This is a genomic window from Dactylosporangium siamense, assembly GCF_016862795.1.
In the GTDB taxonomy this organism is placed as follows: domain Bacteria; phylum Actinomycetota; class Actinomycetes; order Mycobacteriales; family Micromonosporaceae; genus Dactylosporangium; species Dactylosporangium siamense.
Genome location: NZ_BONQ01000028.1, coordinates 12857 through 36265 on the forward strand (window position 1 = coordinate 12857; position 23409 = coordinate 36265).

A 23409-nucleotide genomic window follows, 5' to 3' on the forward strand; every position below is an offset into this window, starting at 1 on the left:
GAAACGGGGGGTGGTCCGCGGCGCCCGGACCACCACGCGTGCGGCGTCCGATGTCCCGCCGCCCTACCATCGACTCGTTGCCTCCGCTCGACCGGCTTCGCCCTGCCCCGACGCAGCGGAGCCCACGTGTTCGAGAAGAGGGCAGATGATGCAGGGACGCCTGGCGGCGTGGCTGGTGCGGCCCAGTCCGCCACCGCTCTCCACAGGGATCGCAGTCGGCGCCGGGTTCATCGTCGTGGAGACCCTGTTGGTCTACCCGCTCCGGCATGTCGCTCCCAGAGAGGCCCTGGCCCTCGTCTACCTGTTCGGTGTGCTGCTGGTCTCCACGGTGTGGGGCCTGTGGCTGGGCGTGGCGACGTCGATCGTCAGCGCGGTCGCGTTCGACTACTTCCACACCCCGCCGGTCCGGCTCTTCACCACGGAGGACTGGCGGGACTGGCTCGAGCTCGCGGTGTACCTCATGGTCGCCGGGGTCGGCAGTTCGGTGGCGCAACTGGCCCGCGCTCGGACGCTCGATGCCATCGAACGGCGCCGGGAGACCGACGCGGTCGCCGAACTGACCCGGCTCATCCTCGGCGCCGATGACGTGCGAGCGGTGCTCCCCGAAGCCGCCGACCGGCTCGCGGACGCCATGCAGCTGCCGTACGCGGCGATCGAGCTCGGCCAGGTCCCGCCGCACGAGGGCCGGACCCAGCTGCCGCTGCGGCCCGGCGCGCTCATCGTGCCCGCGGATCTGCCGGATCGGGTCATGCGGCGCCTGCGGGACGGGGTGGTGCCGGGGCTGGCGACGGTGCTGCGGGCCGGCTGTTCGCTGCAGGTGAGCCGGACCGACCTGCAGGCGCTCCTCACGCAACAGGCGGCGCTCCGGCGGGTGGCGGTGCTCGTGGCCCGCGGCGGCGCCCCCGCCGAGCTCACCGCCGCGGTCGCGGCCGAGGCGGCCCAGCTGTTCGACGCGGACGCCACGCGGGTGCTGCGCCGGGACGGTCCCGGCATGGTGACCGTCGTCGCCGAGCACGGCAGATCAGCAGCCGAGCCGATGCTGGGCAAGCGGCTCAACCCCTCCGGCGGCGTCTCGGCGCTGGTGCTGCGCGACTCCCGTCCGGCCCGCATGGACTCCTACGACGGCCGCAGCGGCTCGCTCGCCGACCTCGCCCGCGCCGAGGGCTTCCACGCCTCAGCCGGCGCGCCGATCGTCGTCGACGGCCAGGTCTGGGGCGTCCTCGTCGCCCTGTGGTGCCGGATCGGCCCGGCGCCACCCGGCGCCGAGCACGAGCTCGCCCAGTTCACCGACCTCGTCGCGACCGCGATCGCCAACACCGAGAGCCGTGAGGAGCTCAACGCGTCCCGCGCCCGGCTGGTCTTCGCCGCGGATGAGGGCCGCCGCGACATCGAACGCGAGCTCCACGACCGCGTGCTGCAGCGGCTCATCTCACTCGGGCTGGAGTTGAGCATCGCCGACGCGCTGGTCCCCCAGGAGCTCGGCGAGCTGCGGTCCCGGCTGTCGGACACGGCCGCGGGGCTGTCCGGCGTCCTCGAGGATCTCCAGCGGATCGTCCGCGGCATACATCCGGCGATCGTCTCCCAGGGCGGGCTGGGCTCCGCGATCAAGGCGCTGGCCCGCCGCTGCCCGGTCCCGGTGGCGGTCCGCACCGGGCCGAAGCGTCGCCTGCCCGGCTACGTCGAGGTCGCCGCCTATTACGTGGTCTCGGAAGCGATCGCCAACTCGGCCGAGCACGCCAACGCCTCGGCGATCGACGTGGACCTCGACATCATCGCGGACGGATCAGCGCTGGACGGATCAGCGCCGGGCGAGGTCCTCAGCGTGACCGTGCACCACGACGGCGTCGGCGCCGATCCACGTCAGGACTTCGGCCTGGCCGGCGTGCGCGACCGCGTCGAGGCGCTCGGCGGCACGCTGGCGCTGACCAGCTCGGACGGCCACGGCACGTCCCTCAACGTGAGGCTGCCCGTGGGCGGCCAGGACGGCCAGGGCGCGGAGGACGGCCGGTCATTCGGTGGAACGTGACGCGGCGGCGCCTCCCCCGAATTCTCACCCCACACCGGCCGGATTCCGGCGTAGCGTGAAACGTGGCCTGCGAGACGAGCGGGAGAGCGACACTGATAGCACAGTTGAGCTCAGGCTGAAGGACTGAAAGGTCGGACGGCGATCCCGTGCACCTGACCCGGGTAGAACCGGGGAGGAAAATCGCCTCGCAGGTTGTTTGTGTGCCACCCGAAGCCCCGGCCGCGACGTCCCTGACGGACGCCGCGGCGGTCGTCGGCTCCCGGCGGTCAGTTGCCTTCCTTCGAACCGTCGGACGTCATCGCACCCTGCCCCGGCGCGCTCGGCAGGAACACGTGCTGGTGGCCGTGGCCGGTGTCGACGTTGAGCGAGTCGAGCTGCGTCCCGCCGATCGACCAGGTCACGACGGCGCTGTCGCGTTGCCGGGCGGCGAGGGCGAGCAGCCCCGGTCGCTGCGCGTCGGTGGCCTTGACCGCCTCGGCGTACGTGTCGACGGCCAGGTCGAGCTGGCGGGCGCCGGTGGCGAAGCCGGACCGGGCGACGTTGACCGCCGTCCCGGCGGACTGTGCCTCCGCGAAGTCGCCGACGACCTTGCGGGTGACCGCCTTCCAGCCCTCCACCTGCGCGGCGCCGGCGAGCGGCCCGGGTGTTGCGGCGCCGGCGGGCAGCGCGGTGTACATCGCCTCCATGACCGGCGCCAGCATGTCGGCGTTCCGCCGCGCCTGATCGGTCAGGCGCACGACCTGCTCGGTGTCGCGCTTCACCTCGGCCGCCTGCAGGGCGTCGATGCGCTGCTGCGTGTCGGACCGCGGGTCGGCCGTGGCGACACCGATCCACCCACCGACCAACCCGCCGACGACCAGGGCAGCGACCGGCACCGCCAGCCGGCGCCAGATCGACGGCGAAACGGCGGCGCTCCGGCCGGCACCGCGGCGAGGAGCCGGGCGCAGCTTCGTCCGGTTGCTCATACGGCACATCCGATCGGCGAGTGGTACGACATGGCGGCTCCAGGCACGTCGAGGCGGGCACGAACACGGATGCCCGGGGCTCGCCGAAGACCACCGGGACGACGCTCGTGGACGTCGATCGTATCGGCAACCGGCCGGCGCCGCGGAGCCCGCGGTGCCGGCCGACGTATGAGCACCGCGTCCAGCGCCGGGCTGAACACGGCCTCGAGCACCGGATCGGTTCGCTGACCCCGGGGAAACAGGCTGACGTCATCCTGCTCGACGTGGCCCGCTCTCCCTTCGGCAGGCTCAACAACGTGCCGGCCGCGATCACCTTCAGCGACGTCCGCGACGTCGACACGGTCCTCGTCGCCGGCGAGATCCGCAAACGGCACGGGCGGCTCCTCGGCCACGACCTGAGTGCCGAACGGCGCCGGGCCGAGCAGTCCCGCGACCGGCTGTTCGCCGCCGCCGGCGTGCCGGTCGGCGCCACCCCCGTCGGCGTCGGGCACTGACGGCCGCTGTGCCGCCCCGCGCGCGGCTCGCGGGCATGCGACGGGAGGCCGTCCCCGGGGCTGGCAGGGACGGCCTCCCAAACGGCCTCTTACGGCCTCTTGCCGGACGGGTCAGCCGCGCAGGGCTGCCATGCCGGCGGCGCTGATCCTGGCGAACCGCAGCGACTGGCCGGGGTCGCCGTTACCGCCGGGGGCGTTGTCCTGCTCGTAGTTCGAGTTGTGGAAGCCCTTGGCGCCGATGTTGCTGTAGAACCCCTTGTAGTCGATGTCGCTGCGGGGGTCGCCGAACGGGATCCACGAGTAGCCGTCGCCGACACCGGGGGCCTGGCCGGTGGCGTCGCCGTCCTTGGCGTGGAACAGCGCGTACCGCTTGGTCTGCTTGGCGACCTGGGCGGTCGGGTCGAAGATGTCCTGGACGCGCTGGCCGTCCCAGTCGTAGCGCCAGCGGTGCTGGTGCTGCGCCACGTGGGCCCAGTAGACGTCCATCTCGATGACGACGAGCTCGGGGTTGGTGACATCGAGGTAGTGCTGCATGAGCCGCTTGCCCGACTCGCCGCGGACCTGGGTCGGCGCGATCGGCGCGCCGGTGATCCGGTCCTGGGTGACGGTGACGAGTGGCCCGTCCTGGAGGAAGTTGTACGCCGGCGAGTGGTTGTGGGTGTACATCTGGATGCCCCACTGGCCCACGCTGATCTCGTTGAGCGCCGACCACTTCTCGCCCGCGAGGGTCCACGGCTCGATGTTGCGGTTGTTCGCGCTCGTCGGGTCGCTGCCGGTGCCCATGAACGGCATGCCGAGGATCGACGCGAACTCCAGCTCGGTCTGCAGCCGGTTGTAGTCCTGGGTGGTCATCGCGCCGCCGGCGCTGCCCGGGCCGTTCCAGGTGTTCGGGACGAACCCGTGGTTGCCGATCGCCTCCAGGCCGTAGGCGTCGAGGAAACCGCGCAGGGTGCGGGCGTACGCCAGGTAGGCCGCCCGCGCCTCCGGGGTGGTGACACCGCCCGGGGCCGGGTTCGGCGCGGCGCCGCCCGGGTTCGCGGCGTTCTGGCCGTAGCCGGCGAACTCGATCTGCTTGAACCCGGCGTTGGCGAGGAACGCGAACAGCTCCACCCAGCCGCCGGGCAGCGGCACCAGCGGCCCGAGGTCGGTCGGGTCCTTGGGGAAGTTGGGACCGCCCAGGTAACCCATCGTCGGTGCCACACCCAGCGCGGCGCTCGCCGCGATGCCGATCCGGGTCGGCACGTCACGCTGGCTGTACGTGATGGTGCCGAGCTTGCCGCCGGGGATGAGCCGGCCGTTGGCCGCGCTCGCCGACGTGGGCGAGAAGACGGAGGCCGGGCCGAGCGGGGTGAACGCGGCGGCCGCCGTGAGACCGGCACCGGCCAATAACCGACGGCGGTTGATCTTTCCGGACATGTGTTGCTCCTTCTGCTGGTAGTGCGTGTTGTTCAGACCGGGGCGGGGTGCGGGGCACTGCGGGGTGTCGCACCCCGCCACGGCTGGGGTGGTGCTAGGGCGCGCTCACGCCCTGACCGCCGAACTCCACCCAGTTGAGGTTGAAGAAGTTGTTCGTCGGCCCACCCGCGACGGGACGGAACACCAGGTAGATCCGGTGTGCCCCGCCGGGGTCAGTGATCGGGAAGGTCTGGCTGGCGTACGTGGTCGCGTTCGCGGTGGGCGCGATCGTGACCGTGGTCAGGACCGGCCCGTCGACCGCGTCCAGGCGGACCTCGACGGATCCGGTGCCGGCCGCACCGCTGCCACCCGACGTGCGGAACGTCAGCGAGTTGATGTTCTCGAGGTCGACCGTGCCGTTGAGGGCGATCCAGTCACCGTTGCCGAGGCTGCCGCGTTGCAGCCCGCCGCCGGTGTCGGCGGTCGCCGCCGTGTTCGTGCCGGACTGGTCGACAGCGAACTCGAGCTCTTGCTTCTTCTGCCGGACGGTCGTCTGCGTGACCGTCGTCAGTGCCGGGATGCCGCCAGCGCCGCCCTTGTCCGTGTAGGAGGCACTGATCACGCCGAACACGTTGCCGCCGTGCGAGACGTCCTCCTCGGATGTGGGCAGCGTCCCGGAGCAGCCGTTGACGGTCGTCTCCGCGTGGCCGTGGCTGTCGTGCCCGAGCACGAACGTCACCTCGACCCGGGAGCAGTCGATCGCACCGTCCTGCGGGTCGGTGACCGTGACGTTGAACGGGATCGAGTCGCCGAACGCGAACAGTCCGCCCTCGATCGGCACGTTGACCTTGACCGTCGGTGAGGTGTTGCCGACGGTGATCGTCGTGTTGGCCGAGGCCGTCTTGCCGCTGGAGTCCGTGACGGTCAGCCGGGCCGTGTACACCCCGTTGGTGGTGTACGTGAACGTCGGGTCCGGGTCGACGGAGTCGGTCGTGCCGTTGCCGTCGAAGTCCCAGGCGAACTTGATGGAGTCACCCGGGTCCGGGTCCTTCGAGCCTTCGCTGGAGAACGCGACGGTCAGGGGCCCGACGCCGTCGGTCGGGGTGGCCGACAGCTTCGCGACCGGTGCCCGGGTGCCCTTGACGTAGCTGAACTTCACCAGCGCGGCGTCGGGGTTGATGTTGAAGAAGCCGTCACCGTAGGTCAGCAGGTAGAAGTTGCCGTCCTTGCCCCACATCATGTCCATGGGGTTGTCGCACAGGAACGGCCGGGCGGGCGTGGTCGGTCCCGCGCCGCAGCTGAGCAGATCGTTGATCTTGAAGACCTGCCCGGCCGAGTCCAGGCGGATCTCCCGCAGGTAGTCGCGGGTGAACTCGCCGAAGAAGATGGACTGGTCGTAGTAGGCCGGGAACTTCGTCGGGTTGGGGTTGTTCGCGTCGTAGTCGTACTTGGCCGCGCCGTGCGGCCCGACGCCGCCGGTGCCGAGCTCCGGGAAGAGCTGCGGGCACTTGCCGGCCGGAGACTGCATGTAGTAGGCCGCGCAGGGCGTGCCGAGCGGGTTGGCCGCGTTGTTGTCCTGGAACGAGTACCACATGTCCGGCTGCGCGATCGGCGGCGCATACGTCAGGCCGGTGTTCCACCGCGACGTGTTGGCCGGGCCGCGATCCGGGTTGTTGCACTCGAACGCCTTCGCCGGGTTGTGCAGCGGCGTCGAGGTGTTGAAGTTCCACTCGTAGTACGGCAGCGTCGGCGAGTAGCACAGCGGCCAGCCGTAGTTGGCCGGCTTCCGCACGATCTCCATCCGGCCGGTGCCCGCGGGACCACGGTTCACCTGCGGCGTCGACGAGTCGGGCGAGTAGTCGGTGACGTAGGCGACGCCGGCCTTGTCCACGGTGATGCGGAACGGGTTGCGGAAGCCCATGGCGTAGATCTCGGGCCGGGTCTTGCCGCCGCCCTCCTCGTTGCCGGTGAACAGGTTGCCGGCCGGGACGGTGTAGGAGCCGTCACCCTGGACCTTGATGCGCAGGACCTTGCCCCGCAGGTCGTTGGTGTTCATGGCCGAGCGGCGGGCGTCGACGAACTGGGCGTTGTACTGCCCGGTCGTGGTGAGCATGTCGTTGAACGGCGCGAAGCCACCGGAGTTGCCGCCACCCGACGGGGTGTCGTCGCCGGTCACCATCCACAGGTTGTTGTCCTTGTCGAAGGTGATGTCGCCGGCCACGTGGCAGCAGGCTCCGCGGTCGACCGGCACCTTCATGATCTTCTGCTCGGACGCGACGTCGAGGGTCGGGGTGGGACCGTCGACGAACTTGAACCGCGACAGCTGGAAGTAGCCCTTCCACGGATCCCACACGCTGGGGTCGGCGCCGGTCGTCGGTGCGTTCGCGGTCGGCGTCGTCTGTGGGTACGGCGCTTCCATGGTCAGCGGCGAGTAGTACAGGTAGACCCAGCGGTTGTTGGCGAAGTCGTTGTCGATCGCCGGGCCGTACATGCCGTCCTCGCTGGCCATGTACACCGGGATCTGGGCCAGCAGGTGGGTGGTGTTGTTCGCCGGGTCGTGCAGGCGGACGCCGCCACGGCGGTCGGTCTGCACCACGCGGCCGTCGGGCAGCACGTCGAAGCCGATCGGCTCGCTGACGTTCGGCGGCGCGGCGATGTAGTCCATCTGGTAGTTGGCCAGCACGGTCGCGCCGCAGTCACCGTCGGTCTGGCCGGCCGCCCACTGGATCGCGCCGCCGAGGTGGGCCCGCAGGTCCGCCGTGGCGAAGCTCGCCGGCGTGTCGCCGAGCCCGGTGTAGAACGAGCGGCCGCCCTGGTAGTCCTTGCACCAGGTGATCGGGTGGTCGGACCCCATCGTGCCGCCGCTGTACGTGGTCTCGTCGACGGTCGCCAGCACGTGCGAGACGCCCCGCACGTTGGACGTGAAGTTGTACCACTGATCGGTGCGTTCCCAGCGCTCGGGCAGATTCCCCGACGCCGGGTGTACGCGGTCCGCGACCTTGATCGTGGCCTTGGTGACGTTGGACGAACCCGCCGCCCTGGTGCCGAGGACCTCGGTGAGGAACGGCCAGTCCGGCTCGGTCTCGATCGCCGAGTGGATGCCGACGAAGCCGCCGCCGTCACGGTAGTACGACTCGAACGCCGCCTGCTGGGTCGCGTCGAGCACGTCGCCGGACGTGTTGAGGAAGACGACCACCCGGAACTGCTTGAGGTGGGGTTCGTCGAACTTCCGGGCGTCGTCGGTCTCCTCGACGGTGAACCGGAGCTGCTTGCCGAGCTCCTTGAGCGCGTTGACGCCGGCCGAGGTCGACGCGTGTTTCGCGCCGGCCGCCTTGGTGAACGCCAGGACCTTGTACTGGATGCCATTACTGGTCGGCTGCGGCGCGGCGACTGCCGGGGCAGACGCCGACGCCGTCCCGACCAGGACACTTGCAACGAGCGCGAGCAGGCTGGCGTAGCTGGTGACACGACGGCCTTGAGCTCTGGGCATGGGACCTCCTCCGCAGGGGTGCAAGACGAACGGACCGTCGAGGGCCGCGGCGCTGCGCCGCGAGCGGACGACGTCCGGTCGTGTTACGGGGTGTGGTGACGGGGGTGTGTGTGGTGCTCCGGCACGCCCGGAGGGAGGCGCGCGGTGGTGGTTCGAACCGCGAAGACATCACCGAGCTGCGCGTCAGTGCTCGCCGGGATCCCGCTCAGCGGGGCGAGCGACTGGCTCGGTAAAGCTGTTGTCGCCACCGTACAACTCGAGTCCATCAAAAGAAAGGTTCGATCCTGCGAAAGTTTGGTTCGATCAGTCCCAACTTTTAGTTTCACTTACAAAAGTTTTCCAACCCGTCGACACGACTCCGCACACCTCTCCTCGGTCCCGAGAATGCTCCCGATTGAAGGAGCGGACGACGGGCGATTCGCGTTACAGCCCGCCCCGAACAGATCAAATCCGGTGTGCGACATGGCTAAATGCCAGCTAGCAATAGCCGATCAGTCCAGCCGCATAGCGGCGACTGCCGGCGCATTGACGGCCTCGCGCGAGGGGCTGTCAGCACACTTTTGCTGACTTCGATAAAAGTTGAGTCACATGACATCGAAGCTCTGGACATGCCAAGCGGAAGGCTTCTACTGTGTCGACCACGGGGCAGCACCGTTTCGATCATGTGAACGAGTCAAGGGGTGAAGTGCTTGCCTTTGAGCGCTGACACCCACCGCACAGCACACGGCAGTGTGCTCGAGCCGTGCGCACGGCCCGCCGCGGCGGACCTGAGCAGCGTGACCGCCGAGCAGCGCTGACCCCACGGCCGTCCATTGAGGACGCTCCAACGGGACCACCGCTGCCATCGACGCATGCGCAAGAGCCGACGCCGCACGCGGCGACAGGGAGCTCTCCGGCAACGCTGTCCAGAGGGTTCGGCTGTGGGTGCGCTCCACAGCCGGAGGCGGCGAGGCGGGAGGGTCGGCCGGTGCGGTCGGGGGGACGGGATCCTTCCGGCCGCACCGGACACCGTCCGAACCCGTTGCCGTACTTCAGTTCCCGTTCCTGCTCCAGAACCGGAAGGAAGCAGCATGCCCAGCCAACCGCCGACCACCAGCGCCCTGACGACGCACCCACACCGAGCCTCCCGCCGGCGCCTGTTACGCCGCCTGGCCATTGCCGTGCCGGTGGCGTCCCTGTCCGTCGGGTCACTCGCCATCGCCGTCCCGGCATGGGCCGCGCCGACAAGCACGCCGGCCACCCTCACCCCCGCACCTCCCACCGGGACCAACAACTATTACCGGGGCCCGGTCACGCTGAACCTGTCCGCGACCGACGCGGCCAACGGCGTCCAACGCCTGGAGTACCGGCTCGGCAACACGGCACCGTTCCAGACCGCGACGTCCGCGGCCAGCCCGTACCCCTCGACGTTGACCGGCTCGGCACAGATCACCCAGCAGGGCACCACCACGGTCGGCTACCGCGCCGTCGGCGGCGACGGTTCGGCCGAGGCCGTCCGCACGATCACGGTCCGGATCGACACCGTCGCCCCGGTGGTCAGCTGGCCCGGCATCGTCGACGGGCACGTCGGCCACACCGCGACGCTGATCCCGACCCGGACCGATCCCGCACCCGGCTCCGGCGGCGTCTTCATCCACCGCATGTGGATCGACCAGACCGAAACGACCCCGCTGCCCGTCGCCACCTCCACCCTCGCCACCGGGGCGCACACGATCAGCGTGGTGGCCAGCGACGCCGCCGGCAACGCGGCGCGGTTCGACCAGACGTTCGTGGTGACCACGTCGTTCGCCGATCTCGACACCCTCATCGGCCGCTTCGTCACCAGTGGCGCGATCAGCGCGGACCTCGCGGCTGACCTGCGCGCCAAGCTGACGGAGGCGGCGAGCCTCGCGGACGCGGGCAACACCAACCAGGCGAAGCGGGCCCTCAACCAGTTCGTCGCTGCCGTGCAGGGCGGCCCGACCTCCGGCGCGGTCCGGGACACACTCGTCGGCGACGCCCGCTATCTGCAGGATCAGCTCGCCGGGAAGCTCCCCGGCGATCCGCCGACCGGCATGATCGTCACACCGGCCGCCGGGCCCAACCCGATCGCACCGGCAATCCCGCTCGCGGCCTCCACGAACTTCCCCGGCGCCACCTACCGGGTGCTGTACTTCTCGGCCACCAAGGGCTTCCGGCACGACCACATCGCCGACACCGCCCTGCTCGTCGAGCAGTGGGGTCAGCAGCACGGCTTCGACGTCGACATCTGGGACCCGAGGCTGGCCCCGGCGTCGCTGTCGAGCACGCCGTTCACCTCCGCCGCCGACCTGGCGAAGTACAAGACGATCATCTTCGGCTCCCCGGTGGACGGGACCAACCCCAACAGTGCACCGGCGTCCGACGCGCTCAACGCCGACGAGCTGGCCGCGTTCAAGGGCTACGTCCAGGCCGGCGGCGGATTCGTCGGGCTGCACGGCGCCTCCGACGCGATCCACAACGTGCCGTGGTACCGCGACCTGGTCGGGGCCTGGTTCACCAACCACCCGGGCGGCCAGAACGGCGAGGGCACCTGCGGCAGCTGCATCAACGTGCGGGTCAACACCGAGGACTCCACGAACCCGGCCACCGCGCACCTGCCGAAGACCTGGCTCACCATCGACGAGCTGTACAACTTCGACCACAACCCGCGCGCCGAGGTGCACACGCTGCTGAGCCTCGACGAGTCGTCCTACAGCCGGAGCCTCAACAGCGGCAACGCCGCGAACAACCCGATGGCACTCATGGGTGGCGACCACCCGATCGCGTGGTGCCAGAACTACGACGGTGGCCGCCAGTTCTCGCTCATCCTCGGCCACGACCGCGCGCAGTACTACCGCGAGTCATTCACCAGGATCCTGCTGGCCGGCATCGGCTGGACCGCCGGCCAGACCGAGGCGAACTGCTCGACCTTCCGGCAGACCCGCACGCTGATCACCACCAGCACCGCGGCCGGCACGCTGGACCCGGAGTCCGCCGCGGCGGCCACCGCGCTCCTCGACGAGGCCCAGGCCGCCTACCTGCGGCAGGACCACAACGCCGCGACCACGTCGCTCAACAAGATCATCGCGCTGACCGGCTCGCCCGCCGCCGGCGCGGCTCGCGGCGAGCTCGACCGTCAGGCCCGCGAGTTGCGGGACTGGATGCAGTCCTTGAAGTAGCCCCGCGCCGGACACGGCGGGAGGGAGAGCTCTCCGGCGACGCTGTCCGAAGGGTCCGGCTGTGGGTGCGCTCCACAGCCGGAGGCGGCGTAGCAGGAGTGGTTGGCCGGTGCGGCTGGAGGGACGGGATCCCTCCGGCCGCACCGGTCGCTGTGTGTCGGCGGGCTGCCAGACGCTGCCTCGCGCGCCGTCGCCGGAAACCGCCTCGCGCGCCGCCGCCATTTGCCGTCTAGCGCGCCGCCGCCAGTTGCCGCCTCGCACGCAGCCGCCATTTGCCGCCCTCGCGTGCCGCTGCCAGATGCCGTCTCGCGGCCGCCAGATGCCGTCTCGCGCCTGTCGGGTGAAACCGACGGAGCCGGGAGGTGACCATGACGCCGCTGCGCGTTGCCGTGATCATCGGCAGTACCCGTGAGGGGCGGATGGGCGACCGGGTCGGTCGCTGGCTCGTCGAACGGGCGGGTGAGCGCGACGACCTGGCCGTGACCGCCGTCGACCTCGCCGACTACGACTTTCCCGGCAGCTACCCGGCGGAGGCGACCGCGGCGATGCGGTCGTTCGTGCGGCGGGTGGACGACGCGGAGGCGTTCGTCGTGGTCACCCCGGAGTACAACCACAGCTTCCCGGCCTCGTTGAAGCAGGCGATCGACTACGCGTACGACGAGTGGCGGGCCAAGCCGGTCGGGTTCGTGTCCTACGGCTGCCACTCGACCGGGCTGCACGCCGTCGACCACCTCCGGACGGTCTTCACGGCCCTGCACGCGGTGACGGTGGCCGGCGTCGTCGCGTTCGATCTGCTGTGCGGCGAACCAGGAGCTGCCGGAAGGGCGCGACAACCGGCGCCGACGGCCGACGACCAGCTGCGCCGCGACGTCACGGTCATGCTCGACCAGCTCGGCTGGTGGGGCCTGACGTTGCGGGAAGGACGGGCAGCACGCCCGTACACCAACTGAAACGACGAAAGGGTCACCACAATGAGCAGACGCACCACCGGGCCGGCCGTCGAGGCGGTCGGCCTGACCCGGTCGTTCGGGGAGACCCGTGCCCTGGACGGCATCGACCTGCAGATCCCCACCGGCACCGTCTACGGGTTGCTCGGGCCGAACGGCGCCGGCAAGACCACGACGGTGCGGGTCCTCGCCACCCTGCTGCGCCCGGACGGCGGGCAGGCCAGGGTCTTCGGCCACGACGTGGTGACCGAGGCCGACGCGGTCCGGGCCCGGGTCAGCCTGACGGGGCAGTACGCGTCGGTGGACGAGGACCTGACCGGCGCGGAGAACCTGGTCCTGCTGGGCCGCCTGCTCGGGCTGGGCCGGTCCGCCGCCCGGGAGCGGGCCGAGGGTCTGCTGGCCGCGTTCGGCCTGACCGAGGCCGCGGCGCGGCAGGTCAAGAAGTACTCCGGCGGGATGCGGCGGCGGATCGACATCGCGGCGAGCATCCTCAGCACGCCGGACCTGTTGTTCCTGGACGAGCCGACGACGGGGCTGGATCCGCGCAGCCGCAACCAGGTGTGGGAGATCATCCGGGCGGTGGTGGCCCACGGCACGACGGTGCTGCTGACCACGCAGTATCTGGACGAAGCGGATCAGCTGGCCGGGCGGATCGCGGTCGTCGACCACGGCCGGGTGATCGCGGAGGGCACCCCGGGTGAGCTGAAGTCGTCGGTGGGCTCCGGCACCGTCCACGTCCGGTTGCGGGACCCGGCGCGACGGGACGAAGCGGAGCGGGTGCTGCGGTCCGCGCTGGGCGTGCCGGTGCAGCTGGAACCGGACCCGGTGGCGATGACCGCCCGCGTGGGCGGCGCCGGCTCCGACCTCGACGCCGGTGCCCAGGCCGCGCTCGCGCTGGGCAACCTGGCCCGCGCCGGCATCGTGGTCGACGACTTCGCGCTGGGCCAGCCGAGCCTGGACGAGGTCTTCCTGGCCCTGACCGACCACCCCGCCGTCGAGGCCGGCGAGCGGGACGAGCAGATGGAGAAGGCCCGATGAGTGACGTCACCACCACGACCGGCCGCGCGCCGACGCTGTACGTGCCGTCGGCGGAGGCACTCGCCACGGTCCTCGCACCGGGCTCACGGCCGCCGAGACCGAGTGCGCTGTCGGCGTCGCTCACCTTCGGCTGGCGGGCGATGCTGAAGATCAAACACGTGCCGGAGCAGCTGTTCGACGTCACCGCGTTCCCGATCATCATGGTGCTGATGTTCACCTACCTGTTCGGTGGCGCGCTCGCCGGCAGCCCACGGGACTACCTGCAGTTCTTCCTGCCGGGCATCATGGTGACGAGCGTCGTGATGATCACCATGTACACCGGCGTCGGGTTGAACACCGACATCGAGAAGGGCGTCTTCGACCGGTTCCGGACGCTGCCGATCTGGCGGCCCGCCGCGCTGGTCGGCATGATCCTCGGTGACGTGCTGCGCTACGTCCTCGGCGCGCTGGTCATGCTCGGGGTGGGGCTGATCCTCGGGTTCCGGCCCGGCGGGGGGCCGGTCGGGGTGCTGGCCGGAATCGGCCTGATCGTGGTCTTCTCGTTCGCGTTCTCCTGGGTGTGGACGTTTTTCGGGCTGGTGCTGCGCAGCGAGAAGTCGGTGATGGGGGTCAGCATGATGGTGCTGTTCCCGCTGACGTTCCTGAGCAACGTCTTCGTCAACCCGGTCACGATGCCGGGCTGGCTGCAGGCGTTCGTGAAGGCCAACCCGATCACCCACCTGGTGGCGTCGGTGCGGGCGGCGATGGCCGGGTCCTCCGACGCGACGAACCTGATGTGGGTGCTGCTGTGGAGCGCCGGGTTCCTGGTGGTCTTCGGCACGCTGACGATGCGCCGGTACAACCGCCGCTGACCGCGCCGTAGGCGCCGGCGGCGGGCGCACAACAGGCGCTCCTACAGGCGCCAGGGCAGCGGCTCGGCCGGGTGGTAACCGCAGGTGCTGCCGGTCGAGACGGTGTCGCGCAGGTGGGCGGCGAGGGCCGGGTGCCGGCCGTCGAGGCGGCGCAGCGTGTCCCGGATGCGGGCCGTCACGGTCTTGCGGGCGCGTTCGGCGTCGTCACCGAGGCGGCGGCTGCGCCCGGCCAGCCCGGCGGCGGCCCGCAGGTGCTCCAGCAGGGCCGCCCGTTCGGCGTCGAGGGCGGCGAGCCGGGCCTCGTCGCCGCGGACGGCGGCCCGGTCGATCTCCTCGTCGAGCCGGTCGAGGTGCTGCCGGTAGCGGACCTTGGCCTCGTCGTCCAGCACGGGGTCGCCGCCGAACCGGCGGGCGGCGACGAGGTCGGGGCCGGCGGCCGGGTCCAGCAACTCGGCCGCCGGCACGTCGGTGCCCGGGCGGCTCAGCAGCAGGCGCAGGTCGTGCAGGCCCTTGGCGTCCGGCAGGTGCACGACCGTGCCGGCGTAGGCGAGCTGCCAGACCGGCCCGTCGCGGCGGAACTCGTAGTCGACGGACGCCCGCTCCGGCCCGTCGCGGCGAACCTCGTGGTCGGCGGAGGTCCGCCCCGGTCCGTCGCCGCGGACCTCGTGGTCGGCCGACGCCCGCTCCGGCCCGTCGCGGCGGACCTCGTGGTCGGCCGACGCCCACTCCGGCCCGTCGCGGCGGACCTCGTTGGTGGAGGCCCGCTCCGGCCCGGTCGCCGCCGCGCCGAGCCGCTGCAGCACCTGCGCCATGCCCAGGGCCCGCGCCGCGGACCCGGCGGCGGCGCGTTCCTCGGCCGCCGCGGCCGTGTCCCCCGGTTGTCCACGGCCGGTCAGCGCGTCCACCAGGCCAGCGCGGGCGAGCAGCGACCAGGGTTGCGAGCCCATCCGGCCGGCGCCGTCGCGGGCCGCGCTGAAGCCGGTGACGGCGTCGGCCCACCGCTGCTGCGCCAGGTCGACCAGCGCCAGCCAGTAGTCCACCGGGCCGCTGACGTCACAGCCGAAGAGCGCGACGATCCACTGGCCGCGGTACGGATCGAGCGTCTCCCGGATCCGCGCACAGCGCTGCGGATCGGCGGTCGCCACGGCGACGAGTGCCTGGAGGCGGTGCCACAGCGGCGAGACGGCACGGGTGAAGCCCGCCCCGGCGGCCTCGATACCGGCGGTCAGCTCGACGGCCCTCGCGTGGTCGCCGCGCTCGGCCGCGGTGATGGCCCGCAGCAGTTCCTTCAGGCTCCCCTCGGCCGGGCCCATCCGCTCCAGCACCTCGTCCGCCTCGGCGAACCTGCCCTGCAGCGTCAGCCACGACCAGCGCACCTGCTCGCTCACGCAATAGGGGTCGGACTGCTCCCCCACGATGATCTCGTCCAGCTCGGTGAACAGCTCGCCGGCCTCGGCGAAGTCACCCCGGAACGAGGCGACGATGCCGCCGTCGATCGCCGCCCCCATCCGGTAGCCGGCGGCGGCGCTGGCCCGGCCACCGGCGACGAAGGCGGTCAGCTCCCGGTAGTAGGCCGGGTCGCCGAGCTCCAGCAGGGCGACCCAGCGCAGCGACGTGGCCCACAGCTCGGTCTCCAGGTCGCCGGTGCGCCGCGCCACGTCACGGATCTCGGCGGTCAGCTTCGCCCGGTCGGCGGCGGTGCCCATGCCCCAGGTGGTGTCGTGGCGCGCCCACAGGCTGAACGTGAGGGTCTCGTCGTCGTGACCGCGGCGGGCGATCGTCTCGGTGGCGGTGATGAGGTCGGCGGCCAGCACGGTGAGCGGCGCCGTGGCGTCCGGTTCGCCGATGAGCCGCCGGTGCGCCTCGCGGAGCAGTTCCGCCGGGTCGGCCGAGCGGTCCGCGACCGTCGTCTGCCGATACATGGTGTGCGCGACCCGGGCCAGCAGCACCGGATCGTCGAGGGCGAGCGCGAGCGCGGCGGCGTCGGCGAGGAGGCGGCCGGCTTCGGCCCGGTCGCCGTGGTGGTGCAGGTGCCGGCCGAGGTCGACCATCGTCCTGACCCGCTGGGCCGGGTCCTCGGTGCGCTCCAACGCGCGGCGGAAGTGCAGCACCGCCTCCTCCGTGGCCAGCCGCATGGCCGCCTCCCGGGCGGCGGCGGCGAGCAGGTCAGCGGCCCGGGACGCCTCGAGGGCGGCGCCGGCCAGCCACGCGTGCCGCGCCAGGTCGGCGGGGATCAGCCGCTCGGCGAGGGCATCGGAGCGGTCGACGGCGCGGACGACGGCGGCGTGCCGGGCCCGCCGGTCGTCGTCGGGCAGCCCGTCATACAGCGTCTCGCGGACCAGGTCATGGGCGAAGGCGAACCGTCCCTCACCGTGGGCGGTCACGAGCCGCGCCGTCACCGCCCGGTCCAGGAGCCGGTCGACCTGCGCGACCGGGCCGGGCAGGCAGGCGGCCAGGACCTGGCGGTGGAAGTCACGGCCCAGCACGGCGGCGCCGGTGAGCGCGTCGACGACCGCGCCGGGCAGCTCGGCGAGGCGCCCCTGCACCGCCTGCCGGACGCCGGGGGCGATCGTGGTGACCGGGCCGCCCGCGCGCCACAGCCGGGCGGTCTGCTCGACGAAGAACGGGTTGCCGCCGGTGCGCCGGTGCACCTCGCTGAGCGTCTCCGGGTCGGGTTCCCGGCCGGCGGTGCGACTGATCAGCGCGCCGACCTCGGCCCGGGACAGGCCGGTGAGGGTGACGGTGGTGGCCTTCGCGGTCAGCGGCATCAGCACCGTGTGCAGCCGGTGCTCGGCCGAGTCGACCTCCGCGTCGCGGTACGTGCCGATCACCAGCAACCGCTCGAACCAGGTGTGCTGCGTGGCGAACCGCAGCAGGCGCATGGATGCCGGGTCGGCCCAGTGCAGGTCGTCGAGGACGACGACGATCGGTCGGCGCTGGGATACCGAGACGAGCGCGGTGGTCACCGCATCGTGGAGCGCGAACGCCTCGCGGTCGCCGTCACCCGCCGTTCCGCGGTCCGGCCGGCCGTCCGGGTCCGCGTCCGCGTCCACGTCCGTGGCTGTGCCTCTGCCTGCGCCTGCGCCTGCGCCTCGGCCGACGCCTGTCGCTTCGCCGAGGAGGACCTGGAGGCCGGGCCCGGCCGATTCGCGGGCAAGGGCCCAGTCGTCGGCGGAGCGACGCAGCCCGCGCAGCACCTGCACCCACGGCCAGTAGCCGGGCGCGCTGTCGGAGTCCCAGCAGGCGGCGCCCAGCACCAGCGCGCCCCGCTGCCGGGCCTCGTCGGCCGCGGCGGTCACGAGCGTGGTCTTGCCGATGCCCGGTTCGCCGGCGACGAGGACCAGACCGCCGTGGCTGGCGACGGCCCGGTCGACCGAGGCGCGCAGCAGGGCCGCGGGGTGGTCCCGCCCGATGATGCGCTCGCCGATCCGCGGCTCCATGACCTGGACACCGTAGCGAACCGGCGCCCCGCCTGTCGCATCGCGCCTCACTCAGGTGGTGGCGAGCCGCAGCAGTTGTGGCTCCAGCCACGGCGCGACGACGCGCTGCACCCCGGCCGGGGTGAGGTGCAGGCCGTCGCTGCGGACCTGGACCCCGCCGACCCGCCAGGTGAAGGCGCCGTCCGGGCACAGCACCCGGTTGAGGTCCAGGACCACCGGCCGGTCCGGGTGACTGCCGGCCACCTCGGTCAGCAGCCGGTTCCAGGCGTCGACGCGGGCCGGGGTGTCCTCCGGCCACAGGCCGCCGTCCGGTCGTTCCTGGCGGCGGGTGTAGGGCGCGGTCAGCAGCGCGACCCGGGCGCCCCGGGCGGCGGTGAGGTCGACCGCGCGGCGCAGTTGCGCACTGAGGTACGTGTCGTAGGCCGGTTCACCGACGTGCGTCCACCGGCCGTCGAGCCTGCGGTCCATCAGCTCCCAACGGTCCAGCAGCACGACCACGACGTCCGGGTCCTGGCTCGTGGTGGAGCCACCCCACCGCGACTCCCAGGTGGCGCAGTACGGGTAGTTGGTGTGCGCCTCGCCGCCGTACCGCAACTCGGGCAGCACCGCGATGCCGCAGCCCTGCACGCCCTCGTTGGTCAGTGTGAGGCCGGACGCGCCGGCGGGCCAGTACGCACCGAGCGTCCACGACACGGAGTCGCCGATCACCATGGCCCGCGGCGGGCCGGGCCGCCGACCGGCCCGGCTCACCGGCGGCACCGTCGACACCGCCGACGGCGTCTGCCCTGAGGGCTGCGCGGCGGGCGCGGCGACCAGCACGGGCGGCGCGACCGGCGGAGCCGGCGCCACGACGGCAAGAGCGGCGGCCGTCGCGGCAGCCAGACCGGCCGCCGGACCCGCCGCCCAGCGCAGCCGGCCGGGCCGTCGCAGCGGCTGCTCGACGAGGTAGAAGCTGGCCGCGGCGACGGCGAGGGTCGCCGCGACCCGCAGCGCCAGCAGCCGCGGCCCGTCCAGTCCGGTCCGGCCGGTGTCGAGGACCCCGAACAACGGCCAATGCCACAGGTAGCCGCCGTAGGAGACCCGCCCCACCCACACCAGCGGTGCCGCGCCGAGCAACCGCGCCACCGGCGTGCCGGGCGCCGCGGCGAGCTCGGCCAGGACCGCCGCTGCGGCCACCGCGGTCAGCGCGAAACCACCCCGGTAGAGCCACGCCCCGGCACCGCCCGCGAGGACCGCGAGCCCGGCGAGCAGCACCGCCCCGGCGACCGCCACGCACCGCCGTGCCGTGGGATGCCGCGCCACGACCGGGGCCGCGGCGGCGAGTGCACAGCCCGCGAGCAACGCCGCGGCCCGGGTGTCACTGCCGAAGTACGCCCGGCCCGGGTGCAGCGGGTCGTACAGCACCGCGGCGGCGACCGTCGACGCCGCGAACCCGGCGGCGCACAGCGCTCCGGTCAACAGCCGGGGCCGCCGCGCCCGCAGCGCGAAGAGGATCAGCACCGGCCACAGCAGATAGAACTGTTCCTCGATGGCGAGCGACCAGGTGTGCTGCAACGGCGAGGCCGCCGCCGTCGCGGTGAAGTAGTCACCGTCGCGCAGCACCATCCGCCAGTTCGCCCAGTAGGTGAGCGCGGCGACCGCGTCGGTGCGCAACGCCCCCGGCTCCTGCCCCGGCAGCAGGTACGCCGCGGCCAGGACCACCGTGAGGACCAGCAGCACCAGGGCGGGCAGCAGCCGGCGGGCCCGGCGCAACCAGAACCCACCCAGCGACACCCGGCCGGTCACCTCGGCCTCGCGCAGCAACAGCGACGTGATCAGAAACCCGGACAGCACGAAGAACACGTCGACGCCCAGGAAACCACCGGGCAGCCAGGCCGGCATCCCGTGCACGACCAGCACCGCGCACAACGCGACGGCCCGCAGCCCGTCCAACGGCGGCAGGTGGCGCAACGACACGCGCCGGGCACTGCCCGCCGCGCCCCACCGCAAACCTACCGGGCAGGGTCAGGCGCGCGGGAACGTCGGCACGGCGGTGTTCGCGTTCGTGCTGGGCCGGGCCGGCGCCGGCGGCCCGTCAGCCGTAGACGACGGTCACCTGCTGCAGGACGAGCCGGATCTTCGGGACGCCGTCGTCCGCGCCGTTGGCGCCGGGGGTGACGCCGCCGCCGGCGACCCGGTCGATGATGTCGATGCCCTTGGTGATCGTGCCGATCTGCGTGTAGTCCGCGGACAGGGTCGGGTTGTCGGCGTAGTTGAGGAAGAACTGGCTCCCGCTGGTGCGCGGTTCCTGGGTCTTGGCCACCGCCACCGAGCCACGCGGATAGCCGGCGTGGGTGGGGAGGTTCTCCTCCGCGTACTGGTACGCGGGACCGCCCGTGCTCGTGCCGGACGGGTCGCCGCACTGTAGGACGAACAGGCCGGCCGTGGTGAGGCGGTGGCAGGCCGTGCCGTCGAAGAACTTCTTGCCGGCCAGGTAGGCGAAGCTCGCCACCGCGCACGGCGTGAGTCCGGCGTCCATCGCGATCTCGACCGGGCCGAGGTTGGTGGCCAGGGTCATGGTGGCCTTGCCGGTCCGGGGAACCGTCGTCGGGGGCGTGCCGACGTCCTTGATGTTCGGCTGGCCGGCGGCGGAGATCGGCAACCACTGGCACCCGTCGGCGGCCGCCGGCGATGCCGACCCGGTGAGGGGCCGGGCGGCCGATGTCCCGGCGGACGGCGTCGTGGTGCAGCCGGCCAGCAGCGACGCGAGCACGGCAACGCACAGCAGGGCACGCGAACGACGGATCATGCGCGCACCCTACGCCATCGCCGGGATCCCACCGTGCGCACGCTCAGCCGCCCGGCCAGCCCACGATCCGCTCGCGCGTGGTGCCCGACGTCGTCGTCGCGACGATCAGGACCGTGCCGCGCGGCGCGCCAGGAGCCAGGCCCCGAGGGCCATGCCGCCGACGGGGATCTCGGCGGCGAAGACGAACGCACGGAACACCAGGATCGCCGCGAGTGACGCGGTCGGGTCGGCACCGAGGACGATGAGGACGCCGATCGTGCCCGCCTCCACCAGGCCGCTACCGCCTGGGGTGATCGCGAGCAGGGTCAGGGCCCGCTCGGCGACGAGTGCGGCAAGCACGACGGCCGGGACCGCGCGCAGCCCGACCGCGGCGCAACAGCACCACAGCAGTGTGCCCTGCAGCAGCCAGTACGCCGCCATGCCCCAGCTGAGCCGCGCCCAGCGCCGCCGCACGAGGCTCCCCGCGCCGGCGAACAGGTCCGCGGCCACCGACGTCCACAGCCCGTCCGGGCGGCGGTCACGGCGGCGCTCTATCCGCACGCGCAGCCGGTCCGCGGCCGCGACCAGCCGCAGCAGGAGTGTCGCGCGGCCGAGCAACGCGGCGACGACGAGTCCGCCGGACGCGGCGAGCGCACCGGTGGCGGACAGCCACAGCGTGACGTGCCCGGAGGGGGCGGCGCCGCACAGCACCAGGGCGACGACGGCGACGAGTGGCATGACGAGCTTCGCGATCATGTCGGTGGCTTTGGACACGACGACGAACCTGGCGAAGTCGAGGTTGCTGTGGCCCCAGCCGCGCACCATCGCCAGGTTCAGCGTGGTGCCGGCGAGGCCGCCGAGCGGCATGACGTTCGACACCGCGCTGCCCGACAGGTTCAGCGTCAGCGCCCGCCGGCTGGTCAGGCCCGGCAGTGCGGTGGTGAGGACCACGGTGTGCACCCAGAGGCCGACCAGCCACACGACACCGAGCACCAGCAGCCACCGCGGGCCGACGCCGGAGATCAGGTGTCCGGCCCGCGACCAGGAGGCGCCGGTCGACGACAGGTGCGCCGCCGCGGACGTCACGGCGGCCGCCGCGCCCAGGAGCAGCAGTGCCCGGACCCACCGGTGCCGCCGCGACGCGCCGGCGGCACCGCTGTTCCCCAGCGCGGGCAGGGGTTCGGCGGTCATTCGCCGCGCACCAGGGCCGGACCCGCGCCGAGGGTGGCATCGAGGAGCAGCGCCGGCACCGTGACGACGGCCGCCTCCACGGCGACGCACCCGGCGCGCAGGGCGGCGGCGACGGTGACGGCCACGAGCGTGCCGATGGTTCGCATGACCGGCACCGTAGGCGCGACCGGCTGAACGGACGCTGAACGCTGGGAGTCCTCGCTGGGACGTGCCGCGGCCCGCTTCAGCGTGCGTTCAGCCGCGGTCTGCGACCGTGACGACCCAGACCTGGCGGTGCCTTGCGGAGGAGGCGCGTGAGCCGCCCGCGGTCGTTGTTCCGAGCCGGGGAGGCCGTCCGTCATGCGAATCGCCCACGTCACCGATGTCTACCTGCCCCGGCTCGGCGGTATCGAACTCCAGGTGCGGGACCTGGCCACCCGGCAGCGAGCGGCCGGTCTGGACCCGCTGGTGCTGACCACCACGGCCGGGCCGCACCAGCCGGGTGACGGCGGCGGGCCGCCGGTGCTGCGGCTCGGCGGGGGTGTCGACCTCGGCCCGTACCACGTCCTGCGGGACCGCGCCCTGCGGTCGGTGCTGGCCGCCCAGCGGGTCGAGGCGGTCCACGTGCACCTGTCCGCGTTCTCGCCGCTGGGCTGGACGGCGGCGCGGGTAGCCGCGGACGGCGGACTGCCGACGGTGGTGTCCGTGCACTCGATGTGGCACGACATCGTGCCGCTGGTGCGCCGGTACGCCCGCTGGCACGCCGCCGCCGACTGGCCCGTCGTCTGGGCGGCGGTCAGCACGGCGGCCGCCACCGCGGTCCGCGACGCCCTCGACGGTGCGCCCGTGGCGGTGCTGCCCAACGGCATCGATCCGGCCGACTGGCTGACGCCCGCGCCGCGCGGCACCGCAGCCGTCCCGACCTTCATCAGCGTCATGCGGATGGTCCGCCGCAAACGGCCGCGTCAGCTCCTGCGCATGCTGCTGGACCTGCACGTGGCTCACCCCGGGCGCTTCCGCGCGGTGCTGGTCGGCGACGGCCCGCTGCTGCCGGTCCTGCGCCGCGACCTCGGCGCAGCCGAGGCCGGGACCGGCATTCAGCTCACCGGCGCCCTGGACCGCGCCACGATCCGGACGCTGCTCGCCACCTCCGACGTGTACCTGGCGCCGGCACCCAGGGAGTCGTTCGGCATCGCCGCTCTCGAGGCGCGCAGCGCCGGCCTGCCGGTCATCGCCCGCGCCGGCAGCGGCGTCGCCGACTTCATCCTGCACGGGGTCGAGGGCTGGCTGGTGCACTCCGACGCCGACCTGCGGGCCGCGGCCGCCGCGGTGCTGGACGCACCGGCCCGGCTCGCCGCCGTCGCCCGGCACAACCGGGCCGTGCCGCCGCGGGTGCGCTGGCAGACCGTCCTGGAGTCGGCCGACGCCCTGTACGCCGCGGCCGCCCGGCGGCAGGGCATCCTGGTGCCGCTCCCGATGGTGGCGGGCTGCTGACGGCCCGGCGCCCGGCTCCTCGGCGCGCTGTGCCCCGGGCGGCCCGGCGACGTCACCGCGCGCCGTCAGGCGGGCGGGCAGCCCTGCGATGAGGCCGGCGCCGGCGAGGGTGCCGGTCAGGAGCGGACGCCGGCACCGCGTCACCGGTCTCGG

At 72.7% G+C, this 23409-nt stretch carries 15 protein-coding genes; 7 read left to right on the forward strand and 8 right to left on the reverse strand.

The window, feature by feature from the left end; genetic code table 11:
- Positions 1 to 145 precede the first annotated feature (145 nt).
- Positions 146 to 2026 (forward strand): sensor histidine kinase, encoded by a 1881-nt coding sequence (locus tag Dsi01nite_RS09490; RefSeq protein WP_203845690.1) that lies wholly within the window; start codon positions 146 to 148, stop codon positions 2024 to 2026.
- A gap of 266 nt (positions 2027 to 2292) precedes the next feature.
- Here the strand turns inward: Dsi01nite_RS09490 and Dsi01nite_RS09495 are convergent, their stop codons facing one another.
- Entirely contained in the window at positions 2293 to 2991 is a 699-nt protein-coding gene (locus Dsi01nite_RS09495) for a hypothetical protein (RefSeq protein ID WP_203845691.1), read from the reverse strand.
- A gap of 107 nt (positions 2992 to 3098) precedes the next feature.
- On the opposite strand from Dsi01nite_RS09495, the gene Dsi01nite_RS09500 reads away from it, so the two are divergent.
- Positions 3099 to 3485, forward strand: coding sequence for an amidohydrolase family protein (locus Dsi01nite_RS09500; protein ID WP_203845692.1), 387 nt, complete (start codon positions 3099 to 3101; stop codon positions 3483 to 3485).
- Positions 3486 to 3596: 111 nt separating this feature from the next.
- Here Dsi01nite_RS09500 and Dsi01nite_RS09505 read toward each other — a convergent pair whose 3' ends face one another.
- Both Dsi01nite_RS09505 and Dsi01nite_RS09510 read right to left on the reverse strand, forming a co-directional pair.
- Entirely contained in the window at positions 3597 to 4901 is a 1305-nt protein-coding gene (locus Dsi01nite_RS09505) for a sugar phosphate isomerase/epimerase family protein (protein ID WP_203845693.1), read from the reverse strand.
- Positions 4902 to 4995: 94 nt separating this feature from the next.
- Positions 4996 to 8370: a ThuA domain-containing protein gene (locus Dsi01nite_RS09510; protein ID WP_203845694.1), complete on the reverse strand. Its 3375-nt coding sequence runs from the start codon at positions 8368 to 8370 to the stop codon at positions 4996 to 4998.
- 1070 nt (positions 8371 to 9440) lie between these two features.
- Between Dsi01nite_RS09510 and Dsi01nite_RS09515 the strand changes: the two genes are divergently transcribed.
- The 4 genes from Dsi01nite_RS09515 to Dsi01nite_RS09530 all read left to right on the forward strand — a co-directional run bounded on the left by Dsi01nite_RS09515 (position 9441) and on the right by Dsi01nite_RS09530 (position 14385).
- Positions 9441 to 11549 carry a ThuA domain-containing protein gene (locus tag Dsi01nite_RS09515; RefSeq protein WP_203845695.1) on the forward strand — a complete coding sequence of 703 codons (2109 nt, stop codon included), beginning with the start codon at positions 9441 to 9443 and terminating at the stop codon, positions 11547 to 11549.
- Between the two features lie 368 nt (positions 11550 to 11917).
- The gene (locus tag Dsi01nite_RS09520; protein WP_203845704.1) at positions 11918 to 12499 is read left to right on the forward strand and encodes an NADPH-dependent FMN reductase; all 582 of its coding nucleotides are present in this window, start codon (positions 11918 to 11920) and stop codon (positions 12497 to 12499) included.
- Between the two features lie 21 nt (positions 12500 to 12520).
- Positions 12521 to 13534 (forward strand): ATP-binding cassette domain-containing protein, encoded by a 1014-nt coding sequence (locus Dsi01nite_RS09525; RefSeq protein ID WP_203845696.1) that lies wholly within the window; start codon positions 12521 to 12523, stop codon positions 13532 to 13534.
- Positions 13531 to 14385, forward strand: a complete 855-nt coding sequence (locus Dsi01nite_RS09530) for an ABC transporter permease (RefSeq protein ID WP_203845697.1) — start codon at positions 13531 to 13533, stop codon at positions 14383 to 14385. Before Dsi01nite_RS09525 ends, Dsi01nite_RS09530 begins: the two co-directional genes overlap by 4 nt.
- Before the next feature lie 41 nt (positions 14386 to 14426).
- Here the strand turns inward: Dsi01nite_RS09530 and Dsi01nite_RS09535 are convergent, their stop codons facing one another.
- The 5 genes from Dsi01nite_RS09535 to Dsi01nite_RS09555 form a co-directional block, all read right to left on the reverse strand.
- On the reverse strand, positions 14427 to 17825 hold the full coding sequence (locus Dsi01nite_RS09535) for an ATP-binding protein (protein ID WP_203845698.1): 3399 nt from the start codon (positions 17823 to 17825) through the stop codon (positions 14427 to 14429).
- Between the two features lie 51 nt (positions 17826 to 17876).
- Positions 17877 to 19781 (reverse strand): acyltransferase family protein, encoded by a 1905-nt coding sequence (locus tag Dsi01nite_RS09540; protein WP_203845699.1) that lies wholly within the window; start codon positions 19779 to 19781, stop codon positions 17877 to 17879.
- A 118-nt stretch (positions 19782 to 19899) separates the two neighbouring features.
- The gene (locus Dsi01nite_RS09545) at positions 19900 to 20613 is read right to left on the reverse strand and encodes a peptidylprolyl isomerase (RefSeq protein ID WP_203845700.1); all 714 of its coding nucleotides are present in this window, start codon (positions 20611 to 20613) and stop codon (positions 19900 to 19902) included.
- A 105-nt stretch (positions 20614 to 20718) separates the two neighbouring features.
- On the reverse strand, positions 20719 to 21783 hold the full coding sequence (locus Dsi01nite_RS09550) for a lysylphosphatidylglycerol synthase transmembrane domain-containing protein (protein WP_203845701.1): 1065 nt from the start codon (positions 21781 to 21783) through the stop codon (positions 20719 to 20721).
- The gene (locus Dsi01nite_RS09555; RefSeq protein ID WP_203845702.1) at positions 21780 to 21929 is read right to left on the reverse strand and encodes a hypothetical protein; all 150 of its coding nucleotides are present in this window, start codon (positions 21927 to 21929) and stop codon (positions 21780 to 21782) included. The genes Dsi01nite_RS09550 and Dsi01nite_RS09555 overlap by 4 nt, the downstream gene beginning before the upstream one ends.
- A 193-nt stretch (positions 21930 to 22122) precedes the next feature.
- Between Dsi01nite_RS09555 and Dsi01nite_RS09560 the strand changes: the two genes are divergently transcribed.
- Entirely contained in the window at positions 22123 to 23256 is a 1134-nt protein-coding gene (locus Dsi01nite_RS09560) for a glycosyltransferase (protein WP_203845703.1), read from the forward strand.
- Positions 23257 to 23409: the final 153 nt, after the last annotated feature.

Excerpts from the sequence above, each read along its gene's own strand:
- Dsi01nite_RS09535 (WP_203845698.1), bottom strand. The coding sequence starts at position 17,825 with ATGGAGCCGCGGATCGGCGAGCGCATCATCGGGCGGGACCACCCCGCG.
- Dsi01nite_RS09560 (WP_203845703.1), top strand. The coding sequence starts at position 22,123 with ATGCGAATCGCCCACGTCACCGATGTCTACCTGCCCCGGCTCGGCGGT.
- Dsi01nite_RS09495 (WP_203845691.1), bottom strand. The coding sequence starts at position 2,991 with ATGAGCAACCGGACGAAGCTGCGCCCGGCTCCTCGCCGCGGTGCCGGC.
- Dsi01nite_RS09515 (WP_203845695.1), top strand. The coding sequence starts at position 9,441 with ATGCCCAGCCAACCGCCGACCACCAGCGCCCTGACGACGCACCCACAC.
- Dsi01nite_RS09505 (WP_203845693.1), bottom strand. The coding sequence starts at position 4,901 with ATGTCCGGAAAGATCAACCGCCGTCGGTTATTGGCCGGTGCCGGTCTC.
- Dsi01nite_RS09555 (WP_203845702.1), bottom strand. The coding sequence starts at position 21,929 with ATGCGAACCATCGGCACGCTCGTGGCCGTCACCGTCGCCGCCGCCCTG.
- Dsi01nite_RS09525 (WP_203845696.1), top strand. The coding sequence starts at position 12,521 with ATGAGCAGACGCACCACCGGGCCGGCCGTCGAGGCGGTCGGCCTGACC.
- Dsi01nite_RS09530 (WP_203845697.1), top strand. The coding sequence starts at position 13,531 with ATGAGTGACGTCACCACCACGACCGGCCGCGCGCCGACGCTGTACGTG.
- Dsi01nite_RS09490 (WP_203845690.1), top strand. The coding sequence starts at position 146 with ATGATGCAGGGACGCCTGGCGGCGTGGCTGGTGCGGCCCAGTCCGCCA.
- Dsi01nite_RS09520 (WP_203845704.1), top strand. The coding sequence starts at position 11,918 with ATGACGCCGCTGCGCGTTGCCGTGATCATCGGCAGTACCCGTGAGGGG.
- Dsi01nite_RS09550 (WP_203845701.1), bottom strand. The coding sequence starts at position 21,783 with ATGACCGCCGAACCCCTGCCCGCGCTGGGGAACAGCGGTGCCGCCGGC.
- Dsi01nite_RS09510 (WP_203845694.1), bottom strand. The coding sequence starts at position 8,370 with ATGCCCAGAGCTCAAGGCCGTCGTGTCACCAGCTACGCCAGCCTGCTC.
- Dsi01nite_RS09545 (WP_203845700.1), bottom strand. The coding sequence starts at position 20,613 with ATGATCCGTCGTTCGCGTGCCCTGCTGTGCGTTGCCGTGCTCGCGTCG.